This is a genomic window from Hydrogenophaga sp. 5NK40-0174 (genome assembly GCF_040372165.1).
Taxonomy (GTDB): Bacteria; Pseudomonadota; Gammaproteobacteria; order Burkholderiales; family Burkholderiaceae_C; genus Hydrogenophaga.
On record NZ_BAABWG010000001.1, the window covers coordinates 32,430 to 54,325 of the forward strand.

Below are 21,896 nucleotides of genomic sequence, written 5' to 3' on the forward strand. Positions count from 1 at the left end.
TGTTGCCGGGATGACGTCTCCGGCGGATGAGAACTTGCAGCGCTGGGCAGATGCTGTCTACTGGCAGCGGCCGGGTACCTTGCAGTTGCCGGCCTCACCACCTTTGTCACTCTATGTGCATTTGCCCTGGTGCATGCGCAAATGCCCATACTGCGATTTCAACTCGCATGCGGTGAGCAATGGTGGGCAACTGGATGTTGTTGTTCAGGATCGCTACCTCGATGCATTGAGGGCGGACTTGCAGGCATCCTTGCCGCTTGTGTGGGGCAGAACCGTTCACACTGTGTTTTTCGGCGGTGGAACCCCGAGCCTGTTCGCTCCGGATGCCATCGGTCGCTTGATCAGCGACATTCGCGCGTTGCTCCCGTTGGAGCCGGACGCGGAAATCACGCTGGAAGCGAACCCCGGGACCTTCGAGACGAGCCGCTTCAAGGCGTTTGCCGAAGCAGGGGTGACGCGGCTGTCGGTGGGCGTACAGAGCTTTGATGATGTCATGCTCAGTGCGATCGGCCGGGTACACGACGGGGCACAAGCGGAAGCAGCGGTGGAAGAGGCTGCGCAGAATTTTCAGACCTTCAACCTGGATCTCATGTATGCCTTGCCAGGGCAGAGCCTCGCGCAGTGCGCAGAAGATGTCCGCAGGGCATTGTCATTCAAGCCGCCGCATCTGTCGCTCTACCACCTGACCATCGAGCCCAACACGTTCTTTGCCAAGCACCAACCGGGCGGTTTGCCAGATGACGATGACGCCTACGCCATGCTCGACATGATTGAGGCGGAGACTGCAGTGGCAGGCATGGATCGTTACGAGGTTTCGGCCTTGGCGCGCGCCGGGCATCGCTGCCGCCACAACCTGAACTATTGGCAGTTTGGCGACTATCTGGGCATTGGCGCGGGCGCGCACAGCAAGCTGAGTTTTGCGCACAAGGTGGTGCGCCAGGTGCGCTGGCGTGAGCCGACGCTGTACATGGACAAGGCCCTGACAGGTTCGCCGGTGACGATGGTGGAGCCTGTGAGCCGGCGTGACTTGCCGTTTGAATTCATGCTCAACGCCTTGCGCTTGCGGGACGGATTTGCAATGCAGTGGTTTGTCGAGCGAACGGGCTTGCCCTTGTCTGCGCTGGATGCCGGGTTGGCCCTGGGGCAGGAGAAGGGCTGGCTGGAGTTGGATGCTGGATGGGTGAAGCCAACAGCTTCCGGCTTTGACTTTCTGAGCGACTTGCAGGCGGCATTCCTGCCCGAGTAACTTGCCGCTCGGATTGGCGCTGCGATCAGGCAATCAATATCGGGAGTTCGGCCCTGCGCAAGCGCAGGATGGCCGTGGTGCCTACGCCGGGCTCGCTCTCCAGTACCACAGAGCCGCCGTGGATCTCTGCAATTTCCTTGACCAGGTTCAGGCCAAGACCGGTGCCCGGGATGTTGCCTGAGGCGTCAGCCCGGTAGAAACGCTCAAAGACCCGAGACAGTTGTGTTGGTGTCAGGCCAATGCCCTGATCCGAGATTCGGACGACCACCATCTCTTCGTCTTTGCTTTGCTCGGTCTGAACCGTGAGGTGGACTTCACCACCGTCGGGCGAATACTTGAAGGCATTGCTCAGCAAGTTGATAAGGCACTGCTCTATCTTGCTGGGATCTGCCATCACGCCGATGTCGTCCGGGAAGCTGGCTATGTGGACCTTGCGCCCGTGCTTGGCATCCTTGACGCTTTCCACTGCATGCGCCACCAGCTCGCTCAGAGGTGTCGGAGCAATATGGAAGTCTTTGCCCTGTCGTGCTTCAATTCGGGAAAGGTCCAGTAGCTCCTGAATCAGATTGGACAGAAGTGTGCCTTGCCGGTGAACGGTCTGGAGCAGATCAATGCGCTTCTCGTCGGAGTATTTGCGATGGATCATCAGCTCGGTGAAGCCGAGAATGCTGGCCAGTGGGGTGCGCAGCTCGTGTGCCGCTGTGGCCAGGAATTCACTCTTGATCCTGTCGACCTCCATCTGATGCGTGACATCACGGAAGTAGAGAATGGTCTCGCCGCTGCCGCCAAGGTTCTTCCGGATCTCGCGCTCCAGCACCTTGGGCGACGGACGACCCACTTCGATGAGATCCTTGTGAGGGTCCTTCAGTGCTTCTGCAGTGGTTCGATATTTGGCCTCATCCTCGCACAAGCCCAGGACCCATCCATCGAATGCGCCGATTGAGCAATTGGGTGGCAGCTCTCCCAGCATGGAGCGAAGGGCCGGGTTGCTGGAAATGAGGTCTCCGTGTGCATCGAACACGGCAAAACCGTCCGGACTGAGATCGAACGTGGCGTTAAGCCTTGCCGTGCGTTCGATCAGGCGGCGTTTGACTTCGATCTGGCTGCTGACGTCTTCCAGGACATGAATGTAGTGAGTGATCTGGTCATCTGCCCCTCGGACCGGTGAGACCGAGAGTTTGTTGTGAAAGACTGTGCCGGACTTGCGGTATTGCTTGAGGGTGACAGTCAGTTCACCACCTTCCTTGACAGTGCGCTCGAGAAGTCCGAGGTCGCCCGTGTCGGTTTCCGATCCGTTGAGCTGGCTCAGATCCCTGCCGAGAACTTCATGGGGGGCGAACTCGGTGATGCGGCTGAATCCCGGGTTGACGTAGACGATGGGCTGCGGATAGCGGCGTGCATCAGTGATGACGATGCCATTGAGTGTGCAGTCGACCGCACGGCCATACAAGGCCATGTATTCCTCGGTGAGTTTGGATTCGCTGAGGTCGCGCACGATACAGGTGTAGCGCACTTCCGGGTCGTCGGTGATCTCTCCCAATGACACTTCCACTGGAAACTCGGTGCCGCCATGGCGGATGGCATTTTGCTCAGTGCTTCCCAGGTGACTCTGCGTCGACTGGATGAACATGCCTTGCTCCATGACGACTTTGAGTTGGTTGGCGTCAAGGCCAGGGAGGTAGCAATCCAGTTTCGTCCCCTTCATTTCGTTGGCCGGGTGGCCGAACATGCGCTCGGCTGCCGGGTTGGCGCTCCGGATATGGCCATCGGCATCGACGCCAATGATGGCGTCAGCTGCCGTTGCGAGGATGTTTCGCAGGCGCGCGAGCTTCTGCTGCAGGTCGGCAGCCTGGCTGGCCAGCTCGGAAGAAGTGGAGTTGAGCGCGTAACCCAGCGCTCGGACGTCGGCGCTGCCCCAGTGCATTCGTACCTGCTCCCCGGGCTTGTGAACGAGGTTGGAGGAGAACTGGATGAGCGATGCAATGGGGTCGAGCGTCCGCTGCAGGAACTTCAGAAGAAGCCAGACAGTGACTGCCACCAGGACCAGAGACAGCCCCATGGCCATCGCCCATTGCTTTCGCGCATCCTCAATGTGCGGTGTGGCGTTGTAGCGTAGCTGTACCCATCCGTTCGCTTCTGCAGTGGCGTAAAGGCTGCTGGAGTTGCTCGCTGCTGTCTTGGCGGCCATGGGCACAAAGACCTGGGCACTGCTGCCAGAGAACACCACAGATTCGGATGGTATGCCGACAGCTTCATCTGCTGAAGGCATCAGTTGGGGTGAGCCTTGTGCATCTTTGCCGACATGCAGGAACTCTGCCTGATCGGGAGATACCAGTGTGACGCTTTGAACGTGTTCCAGTTGCACGATGGCCTGGATGGCGTTGGCCAATTGTCCGTGTTGCGCTGGACCATGAGCCGCTCCTTCCTGGGCCGCGACCTGGGCCAGCGAACGTGCCCAGTGGGTAGCTTCGGTGCGCGCCTCTGCCATGCTGCGTTGATAGGTGAACAGTCCCACCACCACTGCACAGAAAAAGGCCGTCAGCATGACCAGAAAGGTCATCTGGGTCTTGAGGGATCGTTTGGCCAGGCGTTTGGCGATGGCCATGACAGGGTTGCCCTGCATGGGTTGGATTTCCTTGGGCGCTGCTATTTCAGGTCGGCGTGAATGGTGCTGGTCCTGCGGCTATTCCATGCGTCCAAGCATTTCATCCACGGTATCGAGCAGTTTGAGCGGGCTGAAAGCCTTGGTGAGGTATGCGTCTGATCCGGCGCGAGCGCCAGCATCGAGGTCTTCCTGTTGCGCTCGTGCTGTCAGCAGGATGACCTTGGTGTGTGCAGCCAGCTCCGGGTCTTGCTTGATCTTTGTACAAACCTGGTAGCCGTCCAGCTCGCCTGGCATCATCACGTCAAGCAGCATGAGGTCGGGCTTGAGGTCTTTGGCCATTCGCCAGCCGTCGCCACCGTTGTCAGCCTCGTGCAGTTCGGCATCTTCCAGATGCTGAAGTGTGAGGCTGATCAGTTTTCGAATGTCGGGTTGGTCGTCGACAATCAATATGCGTGCGGTCATGCTGCACTCCTTTTGCGGCTTCTCGCCATCAGTCGTGAGAGGTCTTCTGCATAGATCTGGGCCTGCAGGAGATCAAGGTGTTGGTTGTTGCGCCATGGCGCACCGGTTGGCAGTTCAAGCGCGACGTCGATCTCTCCACCCACCTCCTTGGCCCTGAGCCTCCCGCCGTGAAGCTGGAGGATGCGTTGGGTCAACGGGAGACCGATTCGCATACGGCCTTTCTCGGAGACCTCTTGCTCTTTGTCACCTTCTTTTGTCCCCGCAGCGGGACGCTCCGGCCGAAAGAGGGTAGAGGCGTGCCGCTCGATGGCGGCTGAAGAGAGCGAACCCAGGTTGCGGATGTTGATTTGCAGGTGCTGGCCGGAGGAGGAGAAGGCGATGCGCACTGCAGAGGCTTCTTGCCGATTGGTGACGGCAGTATGAGCGTGATCCAGAGCGTTTTGCAGCGATTCGCGCAAGGCGCGAAGCATGAGCTTTTTGCTTCCGTAGACGGGCGGCAGGTCGGGCGATTCGCCTTCGAACATGAATCGCACGTTTTGCTCGCCGGCCTGCCGGGACAGTGCCTGACAAGTCTGCCTGGCCAGGTCTGGTACGACCAGTCGTTCATCGCCGATCAGGACGTCCTCGCCGAAGACATCGATCATGTCTGCCGTGCGACTCAGACGGTCGACCAGACTCTGGATGGACGCCTGAATGGCAGGCAACTTGCCTGGGTCGATGTCTGAGCCTTCGCCGCCCACTGCTGTCACCACTTCGGTGATGGGCTCCATGAGGTCGTCGCGGAGCAGATGCATGATCTGTTGAAGTGACAGACGCTCTGGGACGCCCTGGCCGTTGGCGGCCGTGGAGGCGCTTTCTTCCGTTCCATGGCTGTCTGCGTCGCCATCTTGTGGGGCGGGCAGAACAGACATGGCGACAAGGCCGGCGATGGGCTTCGGAGCGCATTCGCAGTTCAGCTTCTCGATGCCCGTGTCGCTGTTGACTTCGACGGTGATTTCACGCTGCATCAGCACATTGCCCTTGGCAATGGTCTGGACCATCTGTCTGACGTTGGGATCTCCTGGCAGGGATAGCGCGGGACGACAAGCCATGGTCTTGGCCGCCTTGTTGGAGAAGGCGACGCGGCCATCCGGACTGAACAGCAGCAATGGACTTGGAACCAGGTCCAGCAGGTTCAGCAGCGGGTTTGAGCTGGCTTGTTGAGGGTTGGTCGTCATGGTGGTCATTCCGTCAGAGGGCGGGTTTTACCCGGCTAACGCTTTCTGCACCATTTATCGACATTGCTGTCACCGACTTGAGTTATGGCCGTGCATGGCGGTGGATCGACCGGAGTGGATCTGCCACTTCATCGCTGAAAACCTGAATTCAGTAGCCGGATCGTATTGGTTTGCGCCGAGCGTGACGTCTGAAATGCGTACCATTGGCCGGAAGGAAGCGGCAGCGCTGTGCCTTCTCTCTTAAATCGATGGGAAGTCTGGTCCGTGGGCGCTGCTGGCTGATCGGACGCCGGGTGAAAGAGCGTTGGGGCAGTGTGGAGGGCCAGTCTCTCCCTCGTGGCCCCAAAAAAGAAAAAGCGGCCCAGAAGGCCGCTTCTCTTTCGTCATTTGGCGGAGAGCCAGGGATTCGAACCCTGGAGCCCTCGCGGGCTGCCGGTTTTCAAGACCGGTGCAATCGACCACTCTGCCAGCTCTCCGTAGTCCTCTATTCTAGCCTGAGTCGGGGACTCGATTCCACCCGGCGGAGACGATGGCCTTAGGCCGCCGCGCTGGCAGACGCCGAATCGGCAGTCAGCATCCCGCGCTTCTCGATGAATTTCACCACTTCCTGAAGGCCCTCCAGGGTTTTGAGGTTGGTCATCACCCAGGGGCGGCGCTCGGGGTCCGGGCGCATGCGGTCGGTGTCCTGGCGCATGATGTCCAGGTCAGCGCCGACGTGGGGGGCGAGGTCGGTCTTGTTGATGACGAACATGTCGCTTTTGGTGATGCCGGGGCCGCCTTTTCGGGGGATCTTTTCGCCAGCGGCCACGTCGATCACGTAGATGGTGAGGTCGGAGAGTTCGGGGCTGAAGGTGGCGGCCAGGTTGTCGCCACCGCTTTCGATGAAGATGACGTCGGCATCCGGGAAGTCTCCCAACATGCGGTCGATGGCTTCGAGGTTGATGGAGGCGTCTTCGCGGATGGCCGTGTGCGGGCAGCCACCGGTTTCCACACCCATGATGCGTTCGGCGGGCAGCGCACCGCTGACGGTGAGCAGGCGCTGGTCTTCCTTGGTGTAAATGTCGTTGGTGATGGCGATCAGGTCGTATTGCTCGCGCATCGCCTTGCACAGCATCTCGAGCAAGGTGGTTTTGCCGGAACCCACCGGGCCACCGATGCCGACGCGCAGTGGGGGCAGGGTTTTGGTGCGGTTGGGGATGTGGTGCAGGGCAGTTGTCATGGCAGGGGTTTCAATTGGTCTTCTTTGAAAGTGTGAGGCGGTTCCAGGCGATCAGGACCGGAACAGCCGCGAGTATTGGGTTTCGTGCTGGGCGGACAACAGGGCCAGCATGGGGGTGAAGGATTGACGGGTCGCGTCCGTGCAGCTCGCGGCATGGTCGACCGCTGACGGGATCTCCTGCATGAGCCGCGCGAGGATGCGTTGTCCGGCGCTTTGCCCGAGCGGGATGCCTTTGATGGCGGCCTGCACCAGGTTTTCTGACCAGGCGAAAGCGTAAGCGGTGAGCGCGTCGGCCAATGGCATGGGGTTGACGGTGACGGCGCAAGCGAAGACCACGGGGTAGGTGGGCAGGGCGAGCTGTGCCACGGTGAGGCGATCGTGCAGACCGGCACCGAGCGCTCCAAGGCTGCGGGCCCACTCTTGCAGGGATCGGCCCATTTGTTCGCTTTGCAGGCGGAATTCCTGGGTCTCGCGTGTGCGGAGCACCCATTGGTTGAGGTCTTGAATCCGTTCGTGATCGTCAGCCTGCCACGCCGTGATGGCCTGGGCGACCACGGCCAGATCAGCGCGTGCGAGGGACAGGTGAAGCTGGTCGATCAGCCAGGTGGCGGCGGAGGCTTCGTCTTCAACAAAGCCTTTGTCGATGGCGGCTTCCAGGCCTTCGGAGTAAGAGAAACCGCCCACGGGCAATGTGGGGGACGACAGGCACAGCAGCCGCAGCAGCGCGGCCGAGCCCAGGCTTGTGGCGGGAGGCTGAGCCATGTCAGCCATGGTGGTGATCGTGATTGTGGTCGTGGCCCCCGTGGCTGTGATCGTGATCGTGCCCGTGCGAATGCCCATGCCCGTGGCTGTGACCATGTCCATGGCCACCATAGGCACCGCCTTCGGGTTCGAAGGATTCGCTGACCTCCGCAACATTCAGGTGCATGGCGCGCAGCATGTCGGCGAGCACATGGTCGGGCTCGATCTTGAGGTGGTCGGGCTTGAGTTCGATGGGGACGTGGCGGTTGCCGAGGTGGTAGGCCGCACGCATGAGGTCGAACGCAGGGTCATGGTCGTGACCGTGGTGGTGATCCGTGCAGGCGGTGATGCGCAGGACGGCCTGAGGGGCGGCGACCACGCGCAGGAGCGAGCCGTCTTCCGCCACGAGCACATCGCCACCGCGAACCAGGGTGCCGCGGGGCAGGAACACGCCGAGATGGTCGCCCGCCGAGCTGCGGGCGTCGAAGCGGCTCTTCTGGCGGATGTCCCAGTCGAGCTCAACGGTGGCGGCGCGCTTTAGCAGCACCGGCGCCAGCCCTTTGCCCTGGGGAACGAGTCGGGGGACTTTGAGCATGAAAACCTGAAAGGAGAGCTGAAGGGGGTCAGAACAGGAAGTAGCGTTGGGCCATGCTGAGTTCTTTGGCCGGCTCGCAGGTGAGCAGTTCGCCATCGGCGCGCACGGTGTAGCGCTGGTGGTCGATCTCCATGGTGGGCAGGTAGCTGTTGTGCACCATGTCGGCCTTGGTGACTTTGCGGCAGTTCTGCACGGCGACCGTGGCCTTTTGCAGGCCGTAGCGCTGGCCCACATTGGCAGCCTGCGCCGCCTGGGAGACAAAGGTGACGCTGCCCGCGGTGAGCGAGCGGCCATAGCTGCCGAACATGGGTCGGTAGTGCACCGGTTGCGGCGTGGGGATGGAGGCGTTCGGGTCGCCCATGGCAGCGAGGGCAATGGTGCCACCTTTGACCACCTGGAAGGGCTTGACGCCAAAGAAGGCCGGCTTCCAGATGACGATGTCGGCCAGCTTGCCCACTTCCAGCGAACCCACCACGTGTGAGATGCCGTGGGCGATGGCGGGGTTGATGGTGTACTTGGCCACGTAACGCTTAACGCGTTCGTTGTCGTTGCGGTCGGAGTCGCCTGCCAGCGCGCCGCGCTGTTTCTTCATTTTGTCGGCGGTTTGCCAGGTGCGAATGATGACTTCACCCACACGGCCCATGGCTTGTGAGTCGCTGCTCATGATGCTGATGGCGCCCAGGTCGTGCAGGATGTCTTCAGCGGCAATCGTCTCGCGGCGGATGCGGCTCTCGGCAAAGGCCAAGTCTTCCGGAATACCGGCGTCCAGGTGGTGGCAGACCATGAGCATGTCCACGTGCTCGTCCAGCGTGTTGACGGTGTAGGGCATGGTGGGGTTGGTGGACGAGGGCAGGAAGTTGGCCTCGCCAACGACGCGCATGATGTCGGGTGCGTGGCCGCCGCCGGCACCTTCGGTGTGGAAGGCGCAGAGTGTGCGGCCCTTGGTCGCGGCGATGGTGTTTTCCACAAAGCCGGACTCGTTGAGCGTGTCCGAGTGGATGGCGACCTGCGTGTCGGTTTCCTCGGCGACGGACAAGCAGTTGTCGATCGCGGAGGGCGTGGTGCCCCAGTCTTCGTGCAGCTTCAGGCCAATGGCGCCGGCATCGATTTGCTCGCGCAAAGGGTCTGGGCGGCTGGCGTTGCCTTTGCCCAGGTAGCCCAGGTTCATGGGCAAGCCGTCGGAAGCTTGCAACATGCGTTCAATGTGCCAGGGGCCGGGAGTGCAGGTGGTGGCGAAGGTGCCGGTGGCCGGACCGGTGCCGCCGCCGAGCATGGTGGTGACGCCCGAGGTCAGTGCTTCGTCCACCTGCTGGGGGCAGATGAAGTGAATGTGGGAGTCGATGCCGCCAGCGGTGACGATGGCGCCTTCGCAAGCGATGATTTCGGTGCCGGGGCCGATGATGATGTCGACACCGGGCATGGTGTCGGGGTTGCCCGCTTTGCCGATGGCAGCAATGAGGCCGTTCTTGATGCCGATGTCGGCCTTGACGATGCCGGTGTGGTCGACGATCAGGGCGTTGGTGAGCACCGTGTCCATGGCGCCTTCGGCGCGGGTGCGCTGGCTTTGCGCCATGCCGTCGCGAATGGTCTTGCCGCCGCCGAACTTGACCTCCTCTCCGTAGCCGCCCGCGGCCAGGGTGTAGTCCTTTTCGACTTCGATGAGCAGGCTGGTGTCGGCCAGGCGAATGCGGTCACCGACGGTGGGGCCGAACATGTCGGTATAGGCGCTCTTGCTGATGTGTGCCATGGGCGTTGCTTCCTTGCGCTGGCGTTGTGTGCGGTGGGGGGAGGGCGCGGCTCAGTTCAGAGGCTGCCTTGAACTTTCCCCTGAAATCCAAAAATCTGGCGGTCGCCGGCGTAGTCGACGAGTTCAACGGTGCGTTGCTGGCCGGGCTCGAATCGCACGGCCGTACCGGAGGCGATGTTCAGACGCATGCCTTTGGCCGCGTCACGGTCGAAATCGAGGGCGCCATTCGTTTCGGCAAAGTGATAGTGCGAGCCAACCTGAACAGGGCGGTCGGCCGTGTTCTTCACCACCATCGACACGGTGCGTCGACCAGGGTTGAGCGGGTGGTCGCCTTCTGCGGGCAGGATCTCTCCTGGAATCATGGTGCTGGCCTCCTGCGGTGAGGTGTGAGCGGTAAGCGGTGTAGGGGAGCGAAGCGCCTTACTTGCGCGATGTCCAGATGGCGATGGCGCCGATGGCAATGGCGATCACAAAACCAATGACGTCTGTGGCATGCCAATGCGTGCCCATCAGGCCGTGGCCGTCGTGGGCAAAGGATGGCGTCGCGAGAGCAGCGGAAGCGGCGCAGGTCAACAGTGTCTTTGTGGTTGTCATGGTGGGTGTCCTCAAGGGTCAGGGAATCGGTTGGTGCACGGTCACCAGCTTGGTGCCGTCGGGGAAGGTGGCTTCGACCTGAATGTCAGGGATCATTTCCGCGATGCCGTCCATCACATCCGCGCGCGTCAGGACTTTTTGCCCTTCGCTCATGAGCTCGGCCACGCTCTTGCCGTCGCGCGCACCTTCCATCACGGCGGCGGTGATCAGGGCAACGGCTTCGGGGTAGTTGAGTTTGAGCCCGCGGGCCTTGCGGCGTTCGGCCAGCAGCGCTGCAGTGAAGATCAGCAGCTTGTCTTTTTCACGCGGAGTCAGTTCCATGGTTTGCTTCGCTTCTGGTGTTGTGGCGCAGGCTGTCTCTTCAACTGGTCAAATAGATGTCCTGGCACGTGTGTTTGAGTCTCTTGGGGCCGGTAGCCAACGCGATCTAGGCAGCAGATTGCAGCAGGCATGGACCGTTACCGGGCGATGATCGGGCGCAGTTGCCGTTTTGCAAGTTGCGTGCCCTCTCACCATTGCAGCGGTTTGCCTGGCACAGATTCTGCGATCAGTCCTGCGTGGAGACCAATACGCCATCTGCCGTAGACGCCGGTACTTCCGGGGTGGCAGCAAATACTACATCGACGGCCCCTCAGCGCATCATCAAGGTTCGTCGCGACTACAACTCTTGGGTCGCGAGCGAAACCATGGAGGACTACGCGCTGCGCTACACGCCCCAGCGATTTCGCCAATGGAGCGAATGGCGGGTGGCCAACACGGCGTTTGGCGCTGCATCGTTCCTGATTCTGGAGGCGGTGGGGGCCACCTTACTGGTGCAATACGGCTTCATCAACGCGTTCTGGGCCATTCTCGCCACCGGCCTGATCATCTTCATGGCCGGCCTGCCCATCAGCATCTACGCGGCCCGCTATGGCGTGGACATGGACTTGCTCACCCGCGGGGCAGGGTTCGGCTACATCGGCTCGACCATCACCTCGCTGATCTACGCCACCTTCACATTTATCTTCTTCGCGCTGGAGGCCGCCGTGATGGCCTATGCGCTGGAGCTGGCGCTGGATATCCCGCCTGTGTGGGGGTATCTGATTTGCGCTCTCGTCGTGATTCCGTTGGTGACCCATGGCGTGTCTGCGATCAGTCGTTTTCAGATGTGGTCCCAGCCTTTGTGGCTGACCTTGATGGTGGTGCCATTCGTGGCCGTGCTGGCCATGGAGCCCGAGGCTTTTGAACAGGTCGTGCACTACGCCGGTGCGGATGGCCAAGGTGGTGCATTTCAATGGCACCTGTTTGGTGCGGCTCTGACGGTGGGCATAGCCTTGATCACGCAGATGGGCGAACAGGCGGACTACTTGCGATTCACTCCGCAGCCCGAACCGGGCAAGCGGTGGCGCTGGTGGGCGGCGGTGCTGGCCGGGGGGCCGGGCTGGGTGGTGTTGGGGGTGATGAAAATGCTGGGTGGCGCGCTGCTGGCCTATCTGGCCATCAGCCACATGGTGCCGGTGGACCGCGCGGTGGACCCCAACCAGATGTACTTGGCCGCCTACGAGTATGTGTTCCCGCATTACGGTTGGGCGGTGGCGGTGACGGCGGCATTTGTCGTGTTGTCGCAGCTGAAGATCAATGTAACCAATGCCTACGCAGGGTCGCTGGCATGGAGCAACTTTTTCTCGCGCCTGACGCACAGCCACCCTGGCCGGGTGGTGTGGGTGGTGTTCAACACGGCCATCGCGTTCATGCTGATGGAGATGAACGTGTTCCATGCGTTGGGCGAGGTGCTCGGCCTGTACTCCAACATCGCCATCGCGTGGATCATGGCGGTGGTCGCCGATCTGGTCATCAACAAGCCGCTTGGCTGGTCGCCTCAGGGCATCGAATTCAAACGCGCTTACCTCTACGACATCAACCCGGTCGGTGTGGGCGCAATGGCTCTGGCGTCAACGCTGTCCATTCTGGCTTACCTCGGCATTCTGGGCCCCGCCAGCGAGGCCTTCTCGGCTGTGATCGCCATGGTGACGGCGCTGGTGGTGTCGCCACTGCTGGCCTGGCTCACGGGTGGTCGCTACTACCTGGCGCGCCGACTGGACAAGGAGAGTTCATCTTCGACGGGCGAAGGCGCGTACCAGCGCCTGAAGCTGCAGAAATGCGTGATTTGCGAGCGCGAGTACGAGGCGCCGGATATGGCGCATTGCCCCGCATACAAGGGCAGCATCTGCTCTCTTTGCTGTACGCTGGATGCGCGCTGCGGCGACATGTGCAAGCCACATGCGCAGCTTTCGGTGCAGTGGCTGAGTGTACTCAGGGCCATCTCCCCGCAACGCCTGTGGCGGCACCTGGAGGCAGGGCTTGCGCACTACCTGTTGATCATGCTGGTCATGGCGCCGGTACTGGCCGCTGTTCTGGGCTTGCTCTACAAGCAGCAAGCGCACAGGCTGGATCAGTCTGTGGCCTTTGCCGCCGACAGCAACCTGCTGGACGCTGCGCTGCGAACGGGTTTTGTGCGGGTGTACCTGGTGCTGTTGCTGATCACGGGCATTGTGGCCTGGTGGCTGGTGCTGGCGCATCGCAGCCGGCAGGTGGCGCAAGAGGAGTCAAATCGGCAAACGCATTTGCTCATGCAGGAGATCGAGTCTCACCAACGCACTGACGAAGCCTTGCAGCATGCGCGCCGGGCGGCTGAGCAGGCCAACCAGGCCAAGACGCGTTACATCAGCACCATCAGTCATGAATTGCGCACGCCACTCAACAGCATCCTGGGCTATGCGCAGCTATTGCAGGAGGATGCTTCCTTGCCACCGCACCGTGCGCAAGCCATTCGTGTGATCAACCGGGGTGGCGAGCATTTGCTGTCTCTGATTGAAGGAACGCTTGACGTGGCCCGGATCGAGTCGGGCAAGCTGGCGTTGGAATCCAAGCCGGTGGCCTTTGCGGAGCTGGTGCAGGAAATGGCCAGCATGTTTGAGTTGCAGGCGGCTGCCAAGGGCTTGCGCTTTGTGTTTGAGCGCAGCGACCGCTTGCCTGAGGTGGTGCGGGCGGATGAAAAGCGCTTGCGCCAGATCCTGATCAACTTGCTGGGCAATGCGGTGAAGTTCACCCGTGAAGGTGAAGTGCGTCTGACGGTGAGCCATGCCCGTGAAATGGCGGTATTCGAGGTGCGCGATACGGGCCCCGGCATGTCTGATCAGGAACTGGAGCGCGTCTTTGAGCCATTCTCTCGCGGCGAGACAGCGGCATCGCACGGCACTGTGGACGTGGCCGGCGGCACCAGTGGAAGCGGCCTGGGGCTGACCATTGCTCGAATGCTGACGGATCTCATGGGTGGCGAGATGAAGGTGAGCAGCGAGCTGGGAGAAGGCACCGTCTTCACTGTGCGGCTGTTCATGCCCGAAGTTCACGGCGTTGAACCAACGATGCGCAAAAAGGAACCGGATCACGTGGGCTACGAAGGTGCGCGGCGCACTGTGCTGGTGGTGGACAACGAGGCCACGGACCGGGAGCTGCTGGCCCAATGGCTTGAACCCCTGGGCTTCAGAGTCTTGCGTGCTCACAGCGGTTTGGACGCGCTGGCCCTGCTGCAGGGCGAAGTGCCAGGCGGGGCTGCGGGGCCCCACGCCATCTTCATGGACCTGGCCATGCCTGGCATCGACGGGTGGGAGACACTCAAGCGCCTGCGTCAATCGGGCTGGGGCAAAGTGCCGCAAGCGATTGTCTCTGCCAATGCTTTTGACAAGGGGTTGGACAACGAACTGGACTTGCCGGCGGAGGATTTTCTGGTCAAACCGGTGCGCCGGCATGATCTTCTGCAGTGGCTGGGGCAACGCTTGGCGTTGAAGTGGGTGGACAAAGCAGACTTGCCCCCGCATCGGGATCGGGTTCAGTCTGAGGCCCAAAAGGGGCCGCTCTCTGTGTCAAGGCCAGAGTTGGTTGGCACGGAACTGACGCCGCTTCTGGAATTGGTGCGCCTGGGCTACTACAAGGGCATCGTGCAGTGGTTCGATGCCTGGTTGCCGGCCCACCCCGGGCAAGACGCTTTTGCCAAAGAGATGAAGGCGCTGGCACGGGAGTTTCGCTTCGAAGCCATGGAGCGACGCTTGATTCAGCTGGGGGCCAATGGCGACGCTGCCGCGTCAAGTGACTTGGCAGAGTCAGAGTAAAGTCGGGGCCACCATGTCCGCCACAGACGCTTCCTCATCTGCTTTTTCTGACCTCCCTGAGAGCATCGTTCCGTTGCCATTGCACCGGGACGACGGCCTTGTTGTGCTGTTGGTGGACGACATGCCGGACAACATTGCGCCGCTTCACGATGCACTGGACGAGGCCGGTTACACGGTGCTGGTGGCGCTGGATGGCGCGTCAGCCATCAAACGTGCCCAGCAGGCATTGCCCGATGTGGTGCTGCTCGACGCCATGATGCCGGGGATGGACGGTTTTGAGGTGGCGCGTCGGCTCAAGGCCGATGAGCGCACCCGGCATGTGCCCATCATTTTCATGACAGGGTTGACCGAGACCGAGCACCTGGTGACGGCGCTGGATGCGGGCGGATCAGACTATGTGACCAAGCCTGTCAAGCCGCGTGAAGTGATGGCGCGCATGGGTGTTCACTTGCGCACGGCGCGCCAGGCGCAGGCGGTCGAGGCTGAGCAAAGCCAGACCCGCAATGCGCTCGATGCATTCGGGTACGCCAGTATCACGGTCCGCGTCAGCGATGGCCGGCTGTTGTGGCAAACCTCTCTGGCGCGTGAGTTGCTGGTCCGATACGGTGGGCCGGATGTGCCGCAGGCGTTTGTGCCGGAAGAGGTGCTGGCCTGGTTGCAGCGCTGTGAGCGCCAGGCCCAAGAAGAAACGGTCGATTTGCCGCGTCTTGTTCTTCGGCATGGCTCGGGCGAACTCAGTTTGACGGTTCACCGTCAGATAGGCGACGAAGAGGACGCCCGTGACTGGCTGGTGGTGATGCAGGAAAGCTCCGAACAGGGCGCCACCGACGCGCTGGCCGAGACCTTCGGCCTGACTGCGCGCGAAGCCGAGGTGCTTTACTGGGTGGTCAAGGGCAAGACCAACCGGGACATTGGCGACATCCTTGGCTCCAGCGCCGGCACAGTGAAGAAACAGCTGGAAAAGGTGTTCGCCAAGATGGGGGCGGACACGCGCACCTCGGCGGCGCGCATGGCCATGAGTCGGGTCGGCGTGCTCAACCAGCGCTGAGACCCAGCAGTTCCACCCAGTTGCCATCCGGGTCGGCCACAATGCCGATGCGAACGCCTGGCGCAATTTCGCGCTCCTTCACCACGATCCTGGCTCCCGCCGCTTCGCAAGCGGTCAGGGCTTCGCTGAGGTTGCCGACCGTGATCGTCCAGTATCGGTAGCCCGTCGCGCCACCGATGCCGCCGGGTGCCGCTTGAGCTTTGGTTTCAGGCAGAACCACCAGCTTGATCATGGTGTCACCGCACATCATTCGGTGCATCGTGCCGTTGCCACCGGGCATGGGGTTGTGGCCGGCATAGGAAAGTCCGAGGGTGTCCCGGTAGAAGGCGAGCATCGGGTCGCCGTTGGTGGTCACGATGCCCAGATCAATGGCGCTTTTGGTGATGTGCAGGCTCATGTTGTCTCCTCTGGTGGTTTCGAGCGGCGGGAGGCCAAAGGGTGGCGACCACCCGCCTCTGCCTCTGTTTGGTCCTGAGCATCCTAGTTCGCTTGCTCGTCCCGCGATGGCGCATTGGTGACCGGCGTTGCCGATTCGACCCCAAGCCGAACTCCATACCCCGGGCATACCCCACATGGCGTATTTCCGGATCGAGTCCTGATCCTTAACCTACGTAGCAACTGATCCGTCAGTCGTTCTCAACAGGTTTCTCTCTTCTCAATTTCCTCCACTTCCACTCACTGATCTACCGGAGTACTTACCCATGAATCTGACCCGTCGCCGCATGGCACAGTCCCTTTCCGCTGTCGCACTGGGCGTGGCCGCCCTTGGCCTGAACCCAGCATTGGCTGCCGATACCATCAAGGTTGGCGTCCTGCACTCGCTCTCGGGCACCATGGCCATTTCGGAGACCGTCCTCAAGGACGTGGCCCTGATGACCATCGACGAGATCAATGCCAAGGGCGGCGTGATGGGCAAGAAGCTCGAGCCTGTGGTGGTGGACCCCGCTTCCAACTGGCCGCTGTTTGCCGAGAAGGCCAAGCAGTTGATCGACCAGGACAAGGTGGCCGTGGTGTTCGGCTGCTGGACCTCTGTTTCGCGCAAGTCGGTCCTGCCCGTCTTTGAAGAGAAGAACTCCCTGTTGTTCTACCCCGTGCAGTACGAGGGTGAAGAGCTGTCCAAGAACGTGTTCTACACCGGTGCCGCACCCAACCAGCAGGCCATTCCTGCGGTTGAGTACCTGATGAGCAAGGACGGCGGTTCTGCCAAGCGCTTCGTGCTGCTGGGCACCGACTATGTCTACCCTCGCACGACCAACAAGATCCTCCGCGCCTTCCTGCACAGCAAGGGCATCAAGGACGAGGACATCATGGAGGAGTACACCCCCTTCGGTCACAGCGACTACCAGTCCATCATCGGCAAGATCAAGAAGTTTGCGTCCGAAGGCAAGAAGACAGCCGTGGTGTCCACCATCAACGGTGACTCCAACGTGCCTTTCTATAAAGAACTGGGCAACCAGGGCCTGAAGGCTACTGACGTGCCAGTGGTCGCCTTCTCAGTGGGTGAGGAAGAGCTGCGCGGTGTGGACACCAAGCCTCTGGTTGGTCACCTGGCTGCATGGAACTACTTCATGTCCGTCAAGAACCCGACCAACGCGGCGTTCGTGAAGAAGTGGAGCGACTACGCCAAGGCCAAGGGTATCCCCGGCCACAAGGACAAGCCACTGACCAACGACCCGATGGAAGCCACCTACATCGGCATCAACATGTGGGCGCAAGCGGTCGAGAAGGCCAAGAGCACCGAGACCGACAAGGTGATTGAAGCCATGGCTGGCCAGACCTTCAAGGCCCCAGGCGGCTTCATGTCCACCATGGACAAGGAAAACCACCACCTGCACAAGCCAGTGTTCATTGGCGAAGTCAAGGCTGACGGCCAGTTCAACGTGGTGTGGAAGACCCCAGGCCCTGTGGTGGCGGATCCATGGAGCGACTACATCGCTGAGAACAAGGGCAAGAAGAACGTGCCTGCGAAGTAATCGCAGACGCATCGAAAGCTTCTGACAGGGAAGAGGTGTTTGTCGCTGCGCAGCAGACACCTCTGATCAAGAAGCCCTGGCGGGGTGGCGCAATGTGCCACTCCGCTTTTTTGGTTTGAATGACGAAACGAATTCGACATGCGATTGCTCGGACCTTTGGCGCACGGATGGCGCCGGCTGACGCTGCTGCTGGCAGCTGCCCTGTTGTTCAGTACCAGCGCCCATGCGCTGGAGCAGGCTGATGCTCAGGTGCTGGCCAACGGCACCAACGATGAACGCATCCCGGTGCTCAATCGGCTGGCTACCAGCGGTGATGAACGCGCCGAGAAGCTGATTCGCGCCATGGCCGAGGAGGCTGTGTTCACTCAGGGCGAGCGCGTGCTCATCTGGCAGGGGGAAGACGCGCAGGACGCGGTGACGGGTGAAACCATGCCGCCGGCCGATGACATGTCGAGCATCATGATCAACAACCGCATGCGCGGCGCCTTGCAGACAGCGCTGGCAGGCCTGGACCTGAGCGCTGCCGACCCGGCCCGGCGCGTGGAGGCGGCTTCCCGCATTCGCAGCAGCGCCTTTGATGACCCCGATCCGGAGCAATTGCCCTTGATCGAAGCAGCGTTGGCCAGGAATGACCTTCAAGGCGAGGTGCGTGATCTGTTGGTGCTTGCGCAAGCTGCCATCCTGCTGGGCGATGAAGATGTGGCCAAACGCCTGGCCGCTGCAGAAAAGCTGGGTGATGCGCGCCAGCCAGTGGTCAAACCACTGCTGGAGCGGCGCCTGGAGCAGGAATCGGACGACGGGGTGAAGGCGGCATTGAAGTCTTCCATCGCGTCCGTTGAACGTTCGTTGGCGTTGTCCAGCGCGCTGGCCCAAGTCTTCAGCGGGGTGAGCCTGGGCTCGATCCTGCTGCTGGCCGCTCTGGGGCTGGCCATCACCTATGGATTGATGGGCGTGATCAACATGGCCCACGGCGAGCTCATCATGATCGGCGCCTATGCCACCTGGCTGGTGCAGAGCTTCTTCCGTGCGAGCCTGCCCGAGTATTTCGATTGGTACCTGGTGGCCGCTATCCCGGCGGCTTTCATGGCTTCGGCAATGGTTGGCGCCATCATGGAGCGCAGCGTGATCCGCTTTCTGTATGGCCGGCCGCTGGAGACCTTGCTGGCCACCTGGGGTATCAGCCTGGTGCTGATGCAACTGGTGCGCAGCTTGTTTGGGGCGCAAAACGTGGGCGTGGAGAACCCCTCGTGGATGAGCGGCAACATCACGCTGCTGGGCAACCTGACGCTGCCCTGGAACCGCATTCTCATCATTGCGTTTGCCCTCATGGTGCTGGTAGGCGTGACGCTGCTGATCAGCCGCACACGCCTGGGCCTGTTTGTTCGCGGTGTGACGCAAAACCGCCCGATCGCTGCCTGCATGGGCGTGAACACGGCGCGCATCGATACCTACGCATTCGCACTGGGCTCCGGTATTGCAGGCCTGGCGGGCTGCGCTTTGAGCCAGGTGGGCAACGTGGGGCCTGACCTGGGCCAGGGCTACATCGTGGATTCGTTCATGGTGGTGGTGCTCGGCGGTGTGGGGCAGCTCGCCGGCACCGTGTACGCCGCACTGGGGCTGGGCTTGCTGTCCAAGTTCCTGGAGGGGTGGTCGGGTGCAGTGCTCGCCAAGATTGCTGTTCTGGTCTTCATCATCGTGTTCATCCAGAAGCGTCCTCAAGGCATCTTCGCACTCAAGGGAAGGAGCGCCGAAGCATGACGACGTCCTCTAGTCCTTCTTCCATGAACCCTTCATCCACTGCTGTGTCCATGCCTTCACTGCCTGCACAAGGGCCATTGCTCACGCGCAAAGGCTGGAGCGCCTTCATCATTGCTTTGCTGGTGGTGTGTGCTGTAGCACCCGTGCTCAATCTGATGGTGCCGCCAGAGAGCTCTCTACACCTCAGCGAGTACATGGTCGGCTTGCTGGGCAAGATCATGTGCTACGCCATCTGTGCATTGGCCATGGACCTGATCTGGGGCTACACCGGCATTCTGAGCCTTGGTCATGGCCTGTTCTTTGCGCTCGGCGGCTATGCCATGGGCATGTACCTGATGCGCCAGATCGGCCGCGATGGTCAATACCAGAGCGACTTGCCTGACTTCATGGTGTTTCTCGACTGGAAAGAGCTGCCCTGGCACTGGGCACTGTCCGACAGCTTCATCGCGACGCTGTTCCTCATTGTTCTGGTGCCCGGCATTGTGGCCTTCATCTTTGGCTACTTCGCGTTCCGCTCGCGCATCAAGGGCGTGTATTTCTCCATCATCACCCAGGCGCTGACTTACGCTGCGCTGCTGCTGTTCTTCCGCAATGAAACCGGCTTTGGCGGCAACAACGGATTCACCGATTTCAAGCGCATTCTGGACATTCCACTGGCCACGCCCACCATGCGAATGACACTGTTCGTGCTGACGGGCCTGACGCTGCTGGGTTTCTTCCTGTGGGCGCGCTGGCTGGTGACGAGCAAGTTCGGTCGCGTGTTGCAGGCCGTGCGTGATGCTGAGAGCCGCGTCATGTTTTGTGGCTACAACCCATTGCCGTACAAGCTGACCATCTGGACCATCTCGGCGGTGATGTGCGGTGTGGCTGGCGCTTTGTACGTGCCGCAGGTGGGCATCATCAACCCAAGTGAAATGACGCCTGCCAACAGCATCGAGATCGCCATCTGGGCGGCGGTGGGTGGCCGCGCCACGCTGATCGGCCCCATCGTTGGCGCCTTCATCGTCAACGGTGCCAAGAGCTGGCTCACGGTGGCCTTTCCCGAGTTCTGGCTGTACTTCCTGGGCGGTTTGTTCATCGTGGTGACGCTGTTCCTGCCCAACGGTGTGGTGGGTTTGTTGCGTGGAAGGAAGAAGGACGAGCCCGTGGGCGATCTGGAGTCGGTGCCTCCCGCATCGTCTTCGGCAGAAGAGCAACAAGGAGTGCAGGCATGACACCAGACCTGATGGAAGCGGGTGCCGAGCGCCTCGAAAAATCCAAGGTGGGAAGCAGTCCGGGTTTGACGGAATCTGGCGGACGCAACGCTGGCTATGGCCGAGTGTTGACACCGGGAGAGGTCGACACGACACACGGCCGGATTTTGTACCTGGAAGATGTGAATGTGGCCTTCGATGGTTTCAAGGCCATCAACCACCTTTCGCTCGATATCGCACCAGGTGAGCTCAGGTGCATCATCGGTCCCAACGGTGCGGGTAAGACCACGATGATGGACATCATCACTGGCAAGACCAAACCGGACAGTGGACAGGTGTTCTTCGGCTCCACGATCGATTTGCTGCGCTATCGCGAAGCCGAGATCGCCGCCATGGGCATCGGCCGCAAGTTCCAGAAGCCGACGGTGTTCGAGCAGCTATCGGTGTTCGAGAACCTGGAGCTGGCACTGGCCACGGACAAGGGTGTGCGTCGTTCGATGAACTTCAAGCTCGACAGCACCCAGCAAGACCGCTTGCTGGAGGTGCTGACGACCATTCACCTCTCGGGAAGCGCTTCTCGCATGGCTGGCTACCTCAGCCATGGTCAAAAGCAGTGGCTGGAAATCGGCATGCTGCTGATGCAAGACCCGAAGCTGTTGTTGCTCGACGAGCCGGTGGCGGGCATGACCGACGAAGAAACAGAGCGCACGGCGCAGTTGTTCCTGTCGCTCAAAGGCAAGCACTCCCTCATGGTGGTGGAGCACGACATGAGCTTTATCCGCACCATCAGCGAGAAGGTGACCGTGTTGTGCGATGGCTCGGTTCTGGCCGAAGGCACGATTGATGAGGTACAGGCGGATGAGAGAGTGATTGAGGTGTATCTTGGTCGCTGACATCGGCTTTTCCTCTCGGGCGAGAGGCGGCTTTTTCGGCCTGCTGGCCGACCTTCTTTTCTTTGCGTCGCCAAAGAAAAGAAGGCAAAAGAAAGGCGAGCCGAATGCGCTGTCCCTGCGCTGCGCTACGGGCACACTCCGTTGCTCGGCCAGGGCGGGGGCTGCGCAAACTCGGCTGACGCCTCAAACATGCACAGCCCTTTTCCGCCCAGTCCTGCGCTACTCGCCAGCGCATCACGGCGATGGGCGACCTTTTTCCTGTGTGGCCTCATTGGGCGTGAGAGGTGGATGCCTGCGTTCTTGCCGTTTGGCCGGGCTGAGCAGCGCAGGGGCGCCCGGACAAGGGGCGTGCATGTTTGAGGCGATAGCCGAGTTTGCGCGCACCCCGGGCGAACCGAGCAGCGCAAGGTACCGTGAAGCGGCCCGGTCGTCGGCTCGCCTTTCTTTTGGGTACTTT

At 61.2% G+C, this 21,896-nt stretch carries 18 protein-coding genes and 1 tRNA gene; 7 read left to right on the top strand and 12 right to left on the bottom strand.

What is annotated here, in order from left to right:
* Positions 1–10 precede the first annotated feature (10 nt).
* On the top strand, positions 11–1,246 hold the full coding sequence (gene hemW, locus ABWV89_RS00160; protein WP_353395098.1) for a radical SAM family heme chaperone HemW: 1,236 nt from the start codon (positions 11–13) through the stop codon (positions 1,244–1,246).
* A 25-nt stretch (positions 1,247–1,271) separates the two neighbouring features.
* On the opposite strand, the gene ABWV89_RS00165 is transcribed toward hemW, so the two are convergent.
* The 11 genes from ABWV89_RS00165 to ABWV89_RS00215 all read right to left on the bottom strand — a co-directional run bounded on the left by ABWV89_RS00165 (position 1,272) and on the right by ABWV89_RS00215 (position 10,747).
* On the bottom strand, positions 1,272–3,869 hold the full coding sequence (locus ABWV89_RS00165; protein ID WP_353393062.1) for a PAS domain-containing sensor histidine kinase: 2,598 nt from the start codon (positions 3,867–3,869) through the stop codon (positions 1,272–1,274).
* A 60-nt stretch (positions 3,870–3,929) separates the two neighbouring features.
* Entirely contained in the window at positions 3,930–4,313 is a 384-nt protein-coding gene (locus ABWV89_RS00170; RefSeq protein ID WP_353393064.1) for a response regulator transcription factor, read from the bottom strand.
* Positions 4,310–5,530 (bottom strand): ATP-binding protein, encoded by a 1,221-nt coding sequence (locus ABWV89_RS00175; protein ID WP_353393066.1) that lies wholly within the window; start codon positions 5,528–5,530, stop codon positions 4,310–4,312. Before ABWV89_RS00175 ends, ABWV89_RS00170 begins: the two co-directional genes overlap by 4 nt.
* Positions 5,531–5,918: 388 nt before the next feature.
* Positions 5,919–6,006: transfer RNA gene (locus ABWV89_RS00180), tRNA-Ser, on the bottom strand.
* 59 nt (positions 6,007–6,065) lie between these two features.
* A complete protein-coding gene (ureG, locus tag ABWV89_RS00185; RefSeq protein ID WP_353393068.1) occupies positions 6,066–6,749 on the bottom strand; it encodes an urease accessory protein UreG in 684 nt (227 codons plus the stop codon).
* 51 nt (positions 6,750–6,800) lie between these two features.
* Positions 6,801–7,511: an urease accessory protein UreF gene (locus ABWV89_RS00190; RefSeq protein WP_353395099.1), complete on the bottom strand. Its 711-nt coding sequence runs from the start codon at positions 7,509–7,511 to the stop codon at positions 6,801–6,803.
* Position 7,512: 1 nt separating this feature from the next.
* On the bottom strand, positions 7,513–8,085 hold the full coding sequence (gene ureE / locus ABWV89_RS00195; RefSeq protein WP_353393070.1) for an urease accessory protein UreE: 573 nt from the start codon (positions 8,083–8,085) through the stop codon (positions 7,513–7,515).
* A gap of 28 nt (positions 8,086–8,113) precedes the next feature.
* Positions 8,114–9,832 (bottom strand): urease subunit alpha, encoded by a 1,719-nt coding sequence (gene ureC / locus ABWV89_RS00200; protein ID WP_353393072.1) that lies wholly within the window; start codon positions 9,830–9,832, stop codon positions 8,114–8,116.
* Positions 9,833–9,888: 56 nt separating this feature from the next.
* Complete coding sequence (locus tag ABWV89_RS00205) at positions 9,889–10,194, bottom strand: urease subunit beta (protein ID WP_353393074.1); 306 nt, start codon at positions 10,192–10,194, stop codon at positions 9,889–9,891.
* A 58-nt stretch (positions 10,195–10,252) separates the two neighbouring features.
* Positions 10,253–10,426, bottom strand: a complete 174-nt coding sequence (locus tag ABWV89_RS00210) for a hypothetical protein (RefSeq protein ID WP_353393076.1) — start codon at positions 10,424–10,426, stop codon at positions 10,253–10,255.
* An 18-nt stretch (positions 10,427–10,444) separates the two neighbouring features.
* Positions 10,445–10,747 carry an urease subunit gamma gene (locus ABWV89_RS00215; RefSeq protein ID WP_353393078.1) on the bottom strand — a complete coding sequence of 101 codons (303 nt, stop codon included), beginning with the start codon at positions 10,745–10,747 and terminating at the stop codon, positions 10,445–10,447.
* Between the two features lie 281 nt (positions 10,748–11,028).
* On the opposite strand from ABWV89_RS00215, the gene ABWV89_RS00220 reads away from it, so the two are divergent.
* A complete protein-coding gene (locus ABWV89_RS00220) occupies positions 11,029–14,574 on the top strand; it encodes a hybrid sensor histidine kinase/response regulator (RefSeq protein WP_353395100.1) in 3,546 nt (1,181 codons plus the stop codon).
* Between the two features lie 13 nt (positions 14,575–14,587).
* Positions 14,588–15,622: a response regulator gene (locus ABWV89_RS00225; protein WP_353393080.1), complete on the top strand. Its 1,035-nt coding sequence runs from the start codon at positions 14,588–14,590 to the stop codon at positions 15,620–15,622.
* Here ABWV89_RS00225 and ABWV89_RS00230 read toward each other — a convergent pair.
* Complete coding sequence (locus ABWV89_RS00230; protein WP_353393082.1) at positions 15,609–16,019, bottom strand: VOC family protein; 411 nt, start codon at positions 16,017–16,019, stop codon at positions 15,609–15,611. The genes ABWV89_RS00225 and ABWV89_RS00230 overlap by 14 nt on opposite strands.
* A 304-nt stretch (positions 16,020–16,323) precedes the next feature.
* Between ABWV89_RS00230 and urtA the strand changes: the two genes are divergently transcribed.
* The 4 genes from urtA (at position 16,324) to urtD (ending at position 21,439) form a co-directional block, all read left to right on the top strand.
* Positions 16,324–17,595, top strand: coding sequence for an urea ABC transporter substrate-binding protein (urtA, locus tag ABWV89_RS00235; RefSeq protein ID WP_353393083.1), 1,272 nt, complete (start codon positions 16,324–16,326; stop codon positions 17,593–17,595).
* A 138-nt stretch (positions 17,596–17,733) separates the two neighbouring features.
* Positions 17,734–19,353 carry an urea ABC transporter permease subunit UrtB gene (gene urtB, locus ABWV89_RS00240; RefSeq protein ID WP_353393085.1) on the top strand — a complete coding sequence of 540 codons (1,620 nt, stop codon included), beginning with the start codon at positions 17,734–17,736 and terminating at the stop codon, positions 19,351–19,353.
* Between the two features lie 23 nt (positions 19,354–19,376).
* Positions 19,377–20,567, top strand: a complete 1,191-nt coding sequence (gene urtC, locus ABWV89_RS00245) for an urea ABC transporter permease subunit UrtC (protein WP_353395101.1) — start codon at positions 19,377–19,379, stop codon at positions 20,565–20,567.
* Entirely contained in the window at positions 20,564–21,439 is an 876-nt protein-coding gene (gene urtD / locus ABWV89_RS00250; protein ID WP_353393087.1) for an urea ABC transporter ATP-binding protein UrtD, read from the top strand. The genes urtC and urtD overlap by 4 nt, the downstream gene beginning before the upstream one ends.
* The last annotated feature ends 457 nt before the right edge of the window (positions 21,440–21,896 follow it).

What these genes read in the sequence shown, in the direction of transcription:
- ABWV89_RS00205 (WP_353393074.1), bottom strand. Translation starts at nt 10,194, where the DNA reads ATGATTCCAGGAGAGATCCTGCCCGCAGAAGGCGACCACCCGCTCAAC.
- ureC (WP_353393072.1), bottom strand. Translation starts at nt 9,832, where the DNA reads ATGGCACACATCAGCAAGAGCGCCTATACCGACATGTTCGGCCCCACC.
- urtB (WP_353393085.1), top strand. Translation starts at nt 17,734, where the DNA reads ATGCGATTGCTCGGACCTTTGGCGCACGGATGGCGCCGGCTGACGCTG.
- ureE (WP_353393070.1), bottom strand. Translation starts at nt 8,085, where the DNA reads ATGCTCAAAGTCCCCCGACTCGTTCCCCAGGGCAAAGGGCTGGCGCCG.
- ureG (WP_353393068.1), bottom strand. Translation starts at nt 6,749, where the DNA reads ATGACAACTGCCCTGCACCACATCCCCAACCGCACCAAAACCCTGCCC.
- ABWV89_RS00190 (WP_353395099.1), bottom strand. Translation starts at nt 7,511, where the DNA reads ATGGCTCAGCCTCCCGCCACAAGCCTGGGCTCGGCCGCGCTGCTGCGG.
- urtD (WP_353393087.1), top strand. Translation starts at nt 20,564, where the DNA reads ATGACACCAGACCTGATGGAAGCGGGTGCCGAGCGCCTCGAAAAATCC.
- ABWV89_RS00170 (WP_353393064.1), bottom strand. Translation starts at nt 4,313, where the DNA reads ATGACCGCACGCATATTGATTGTCGACGACCAACCCGACATTCGAAAA.
- ABWV89_RS00210 (WP_353393076.1), bottom strand. Translation starts at nt 10,426, where the DNA reads ATGACAACCACAAAGACACTGTTGACCTGCGCCGCTTCCGCTGCTCTC.
- urtA (WP_353393083.1), top strand. Translation starts at nt 16,324, where the DNA reads ATGAATCTGACCCGTCGCCGCATGGCACAGTCCCTTTCCGCTGTCGCA.
- ABWV89_RS00225 (WP_353393080.1), top strand. Translation starts at nt 14,588, where the DNA reads ATGTCCGCCACAGACGCTTCCTCATCTGCTTTTTCTGACCTCCCTGAG.
- ABWV89_RS00165 (WP_353393062.1), bottom strand. Translation starts at nt 3,869, where the DNA reads ATGCAGGGCAACCCTGTCATGGCCATCGCCAAACGCCTGGCCAAACGA.
- ABWV89_RS00230 (WP_353393082.1), bottom strand. Translation starts at nt 16,019, where the DNA reads ATGAGCCTGCACATCACCAAAAGCGCCATTGATCTGGGCATCGTGACC.
- urtC (WP_353395101.1), top strand. Translation starts at nt 19,377, where the DNA reads ATGAACCCTTCATCCACTGCTGTGTCCATGCCTTCACTGCCTGCACAA.
- ABWV89_RS00215 (WP_353393078.1), bottom strand. Translation starts at nt 10,747, where the DNA reads ATGGAACTGACTCCGCGTGAAAAAGACAAGCTGCTGATCTTCACTGCA.
- ABWV89_RS00175 (WP_353393066.1), bottom strand. Translation starts at nt 5,530, where the DNA reads ATGACGACCAACCCTCAACAAGCCAGCTCAAACCCGCTGCTGAACCTG.
- hemW (WP_353395098.1), top strand. Translation starts at nt 11, where the DNA reads ATGACGTCTCCGGCGGATGAGAACTTGCAGCGCTGGGCAGATGCTGTC.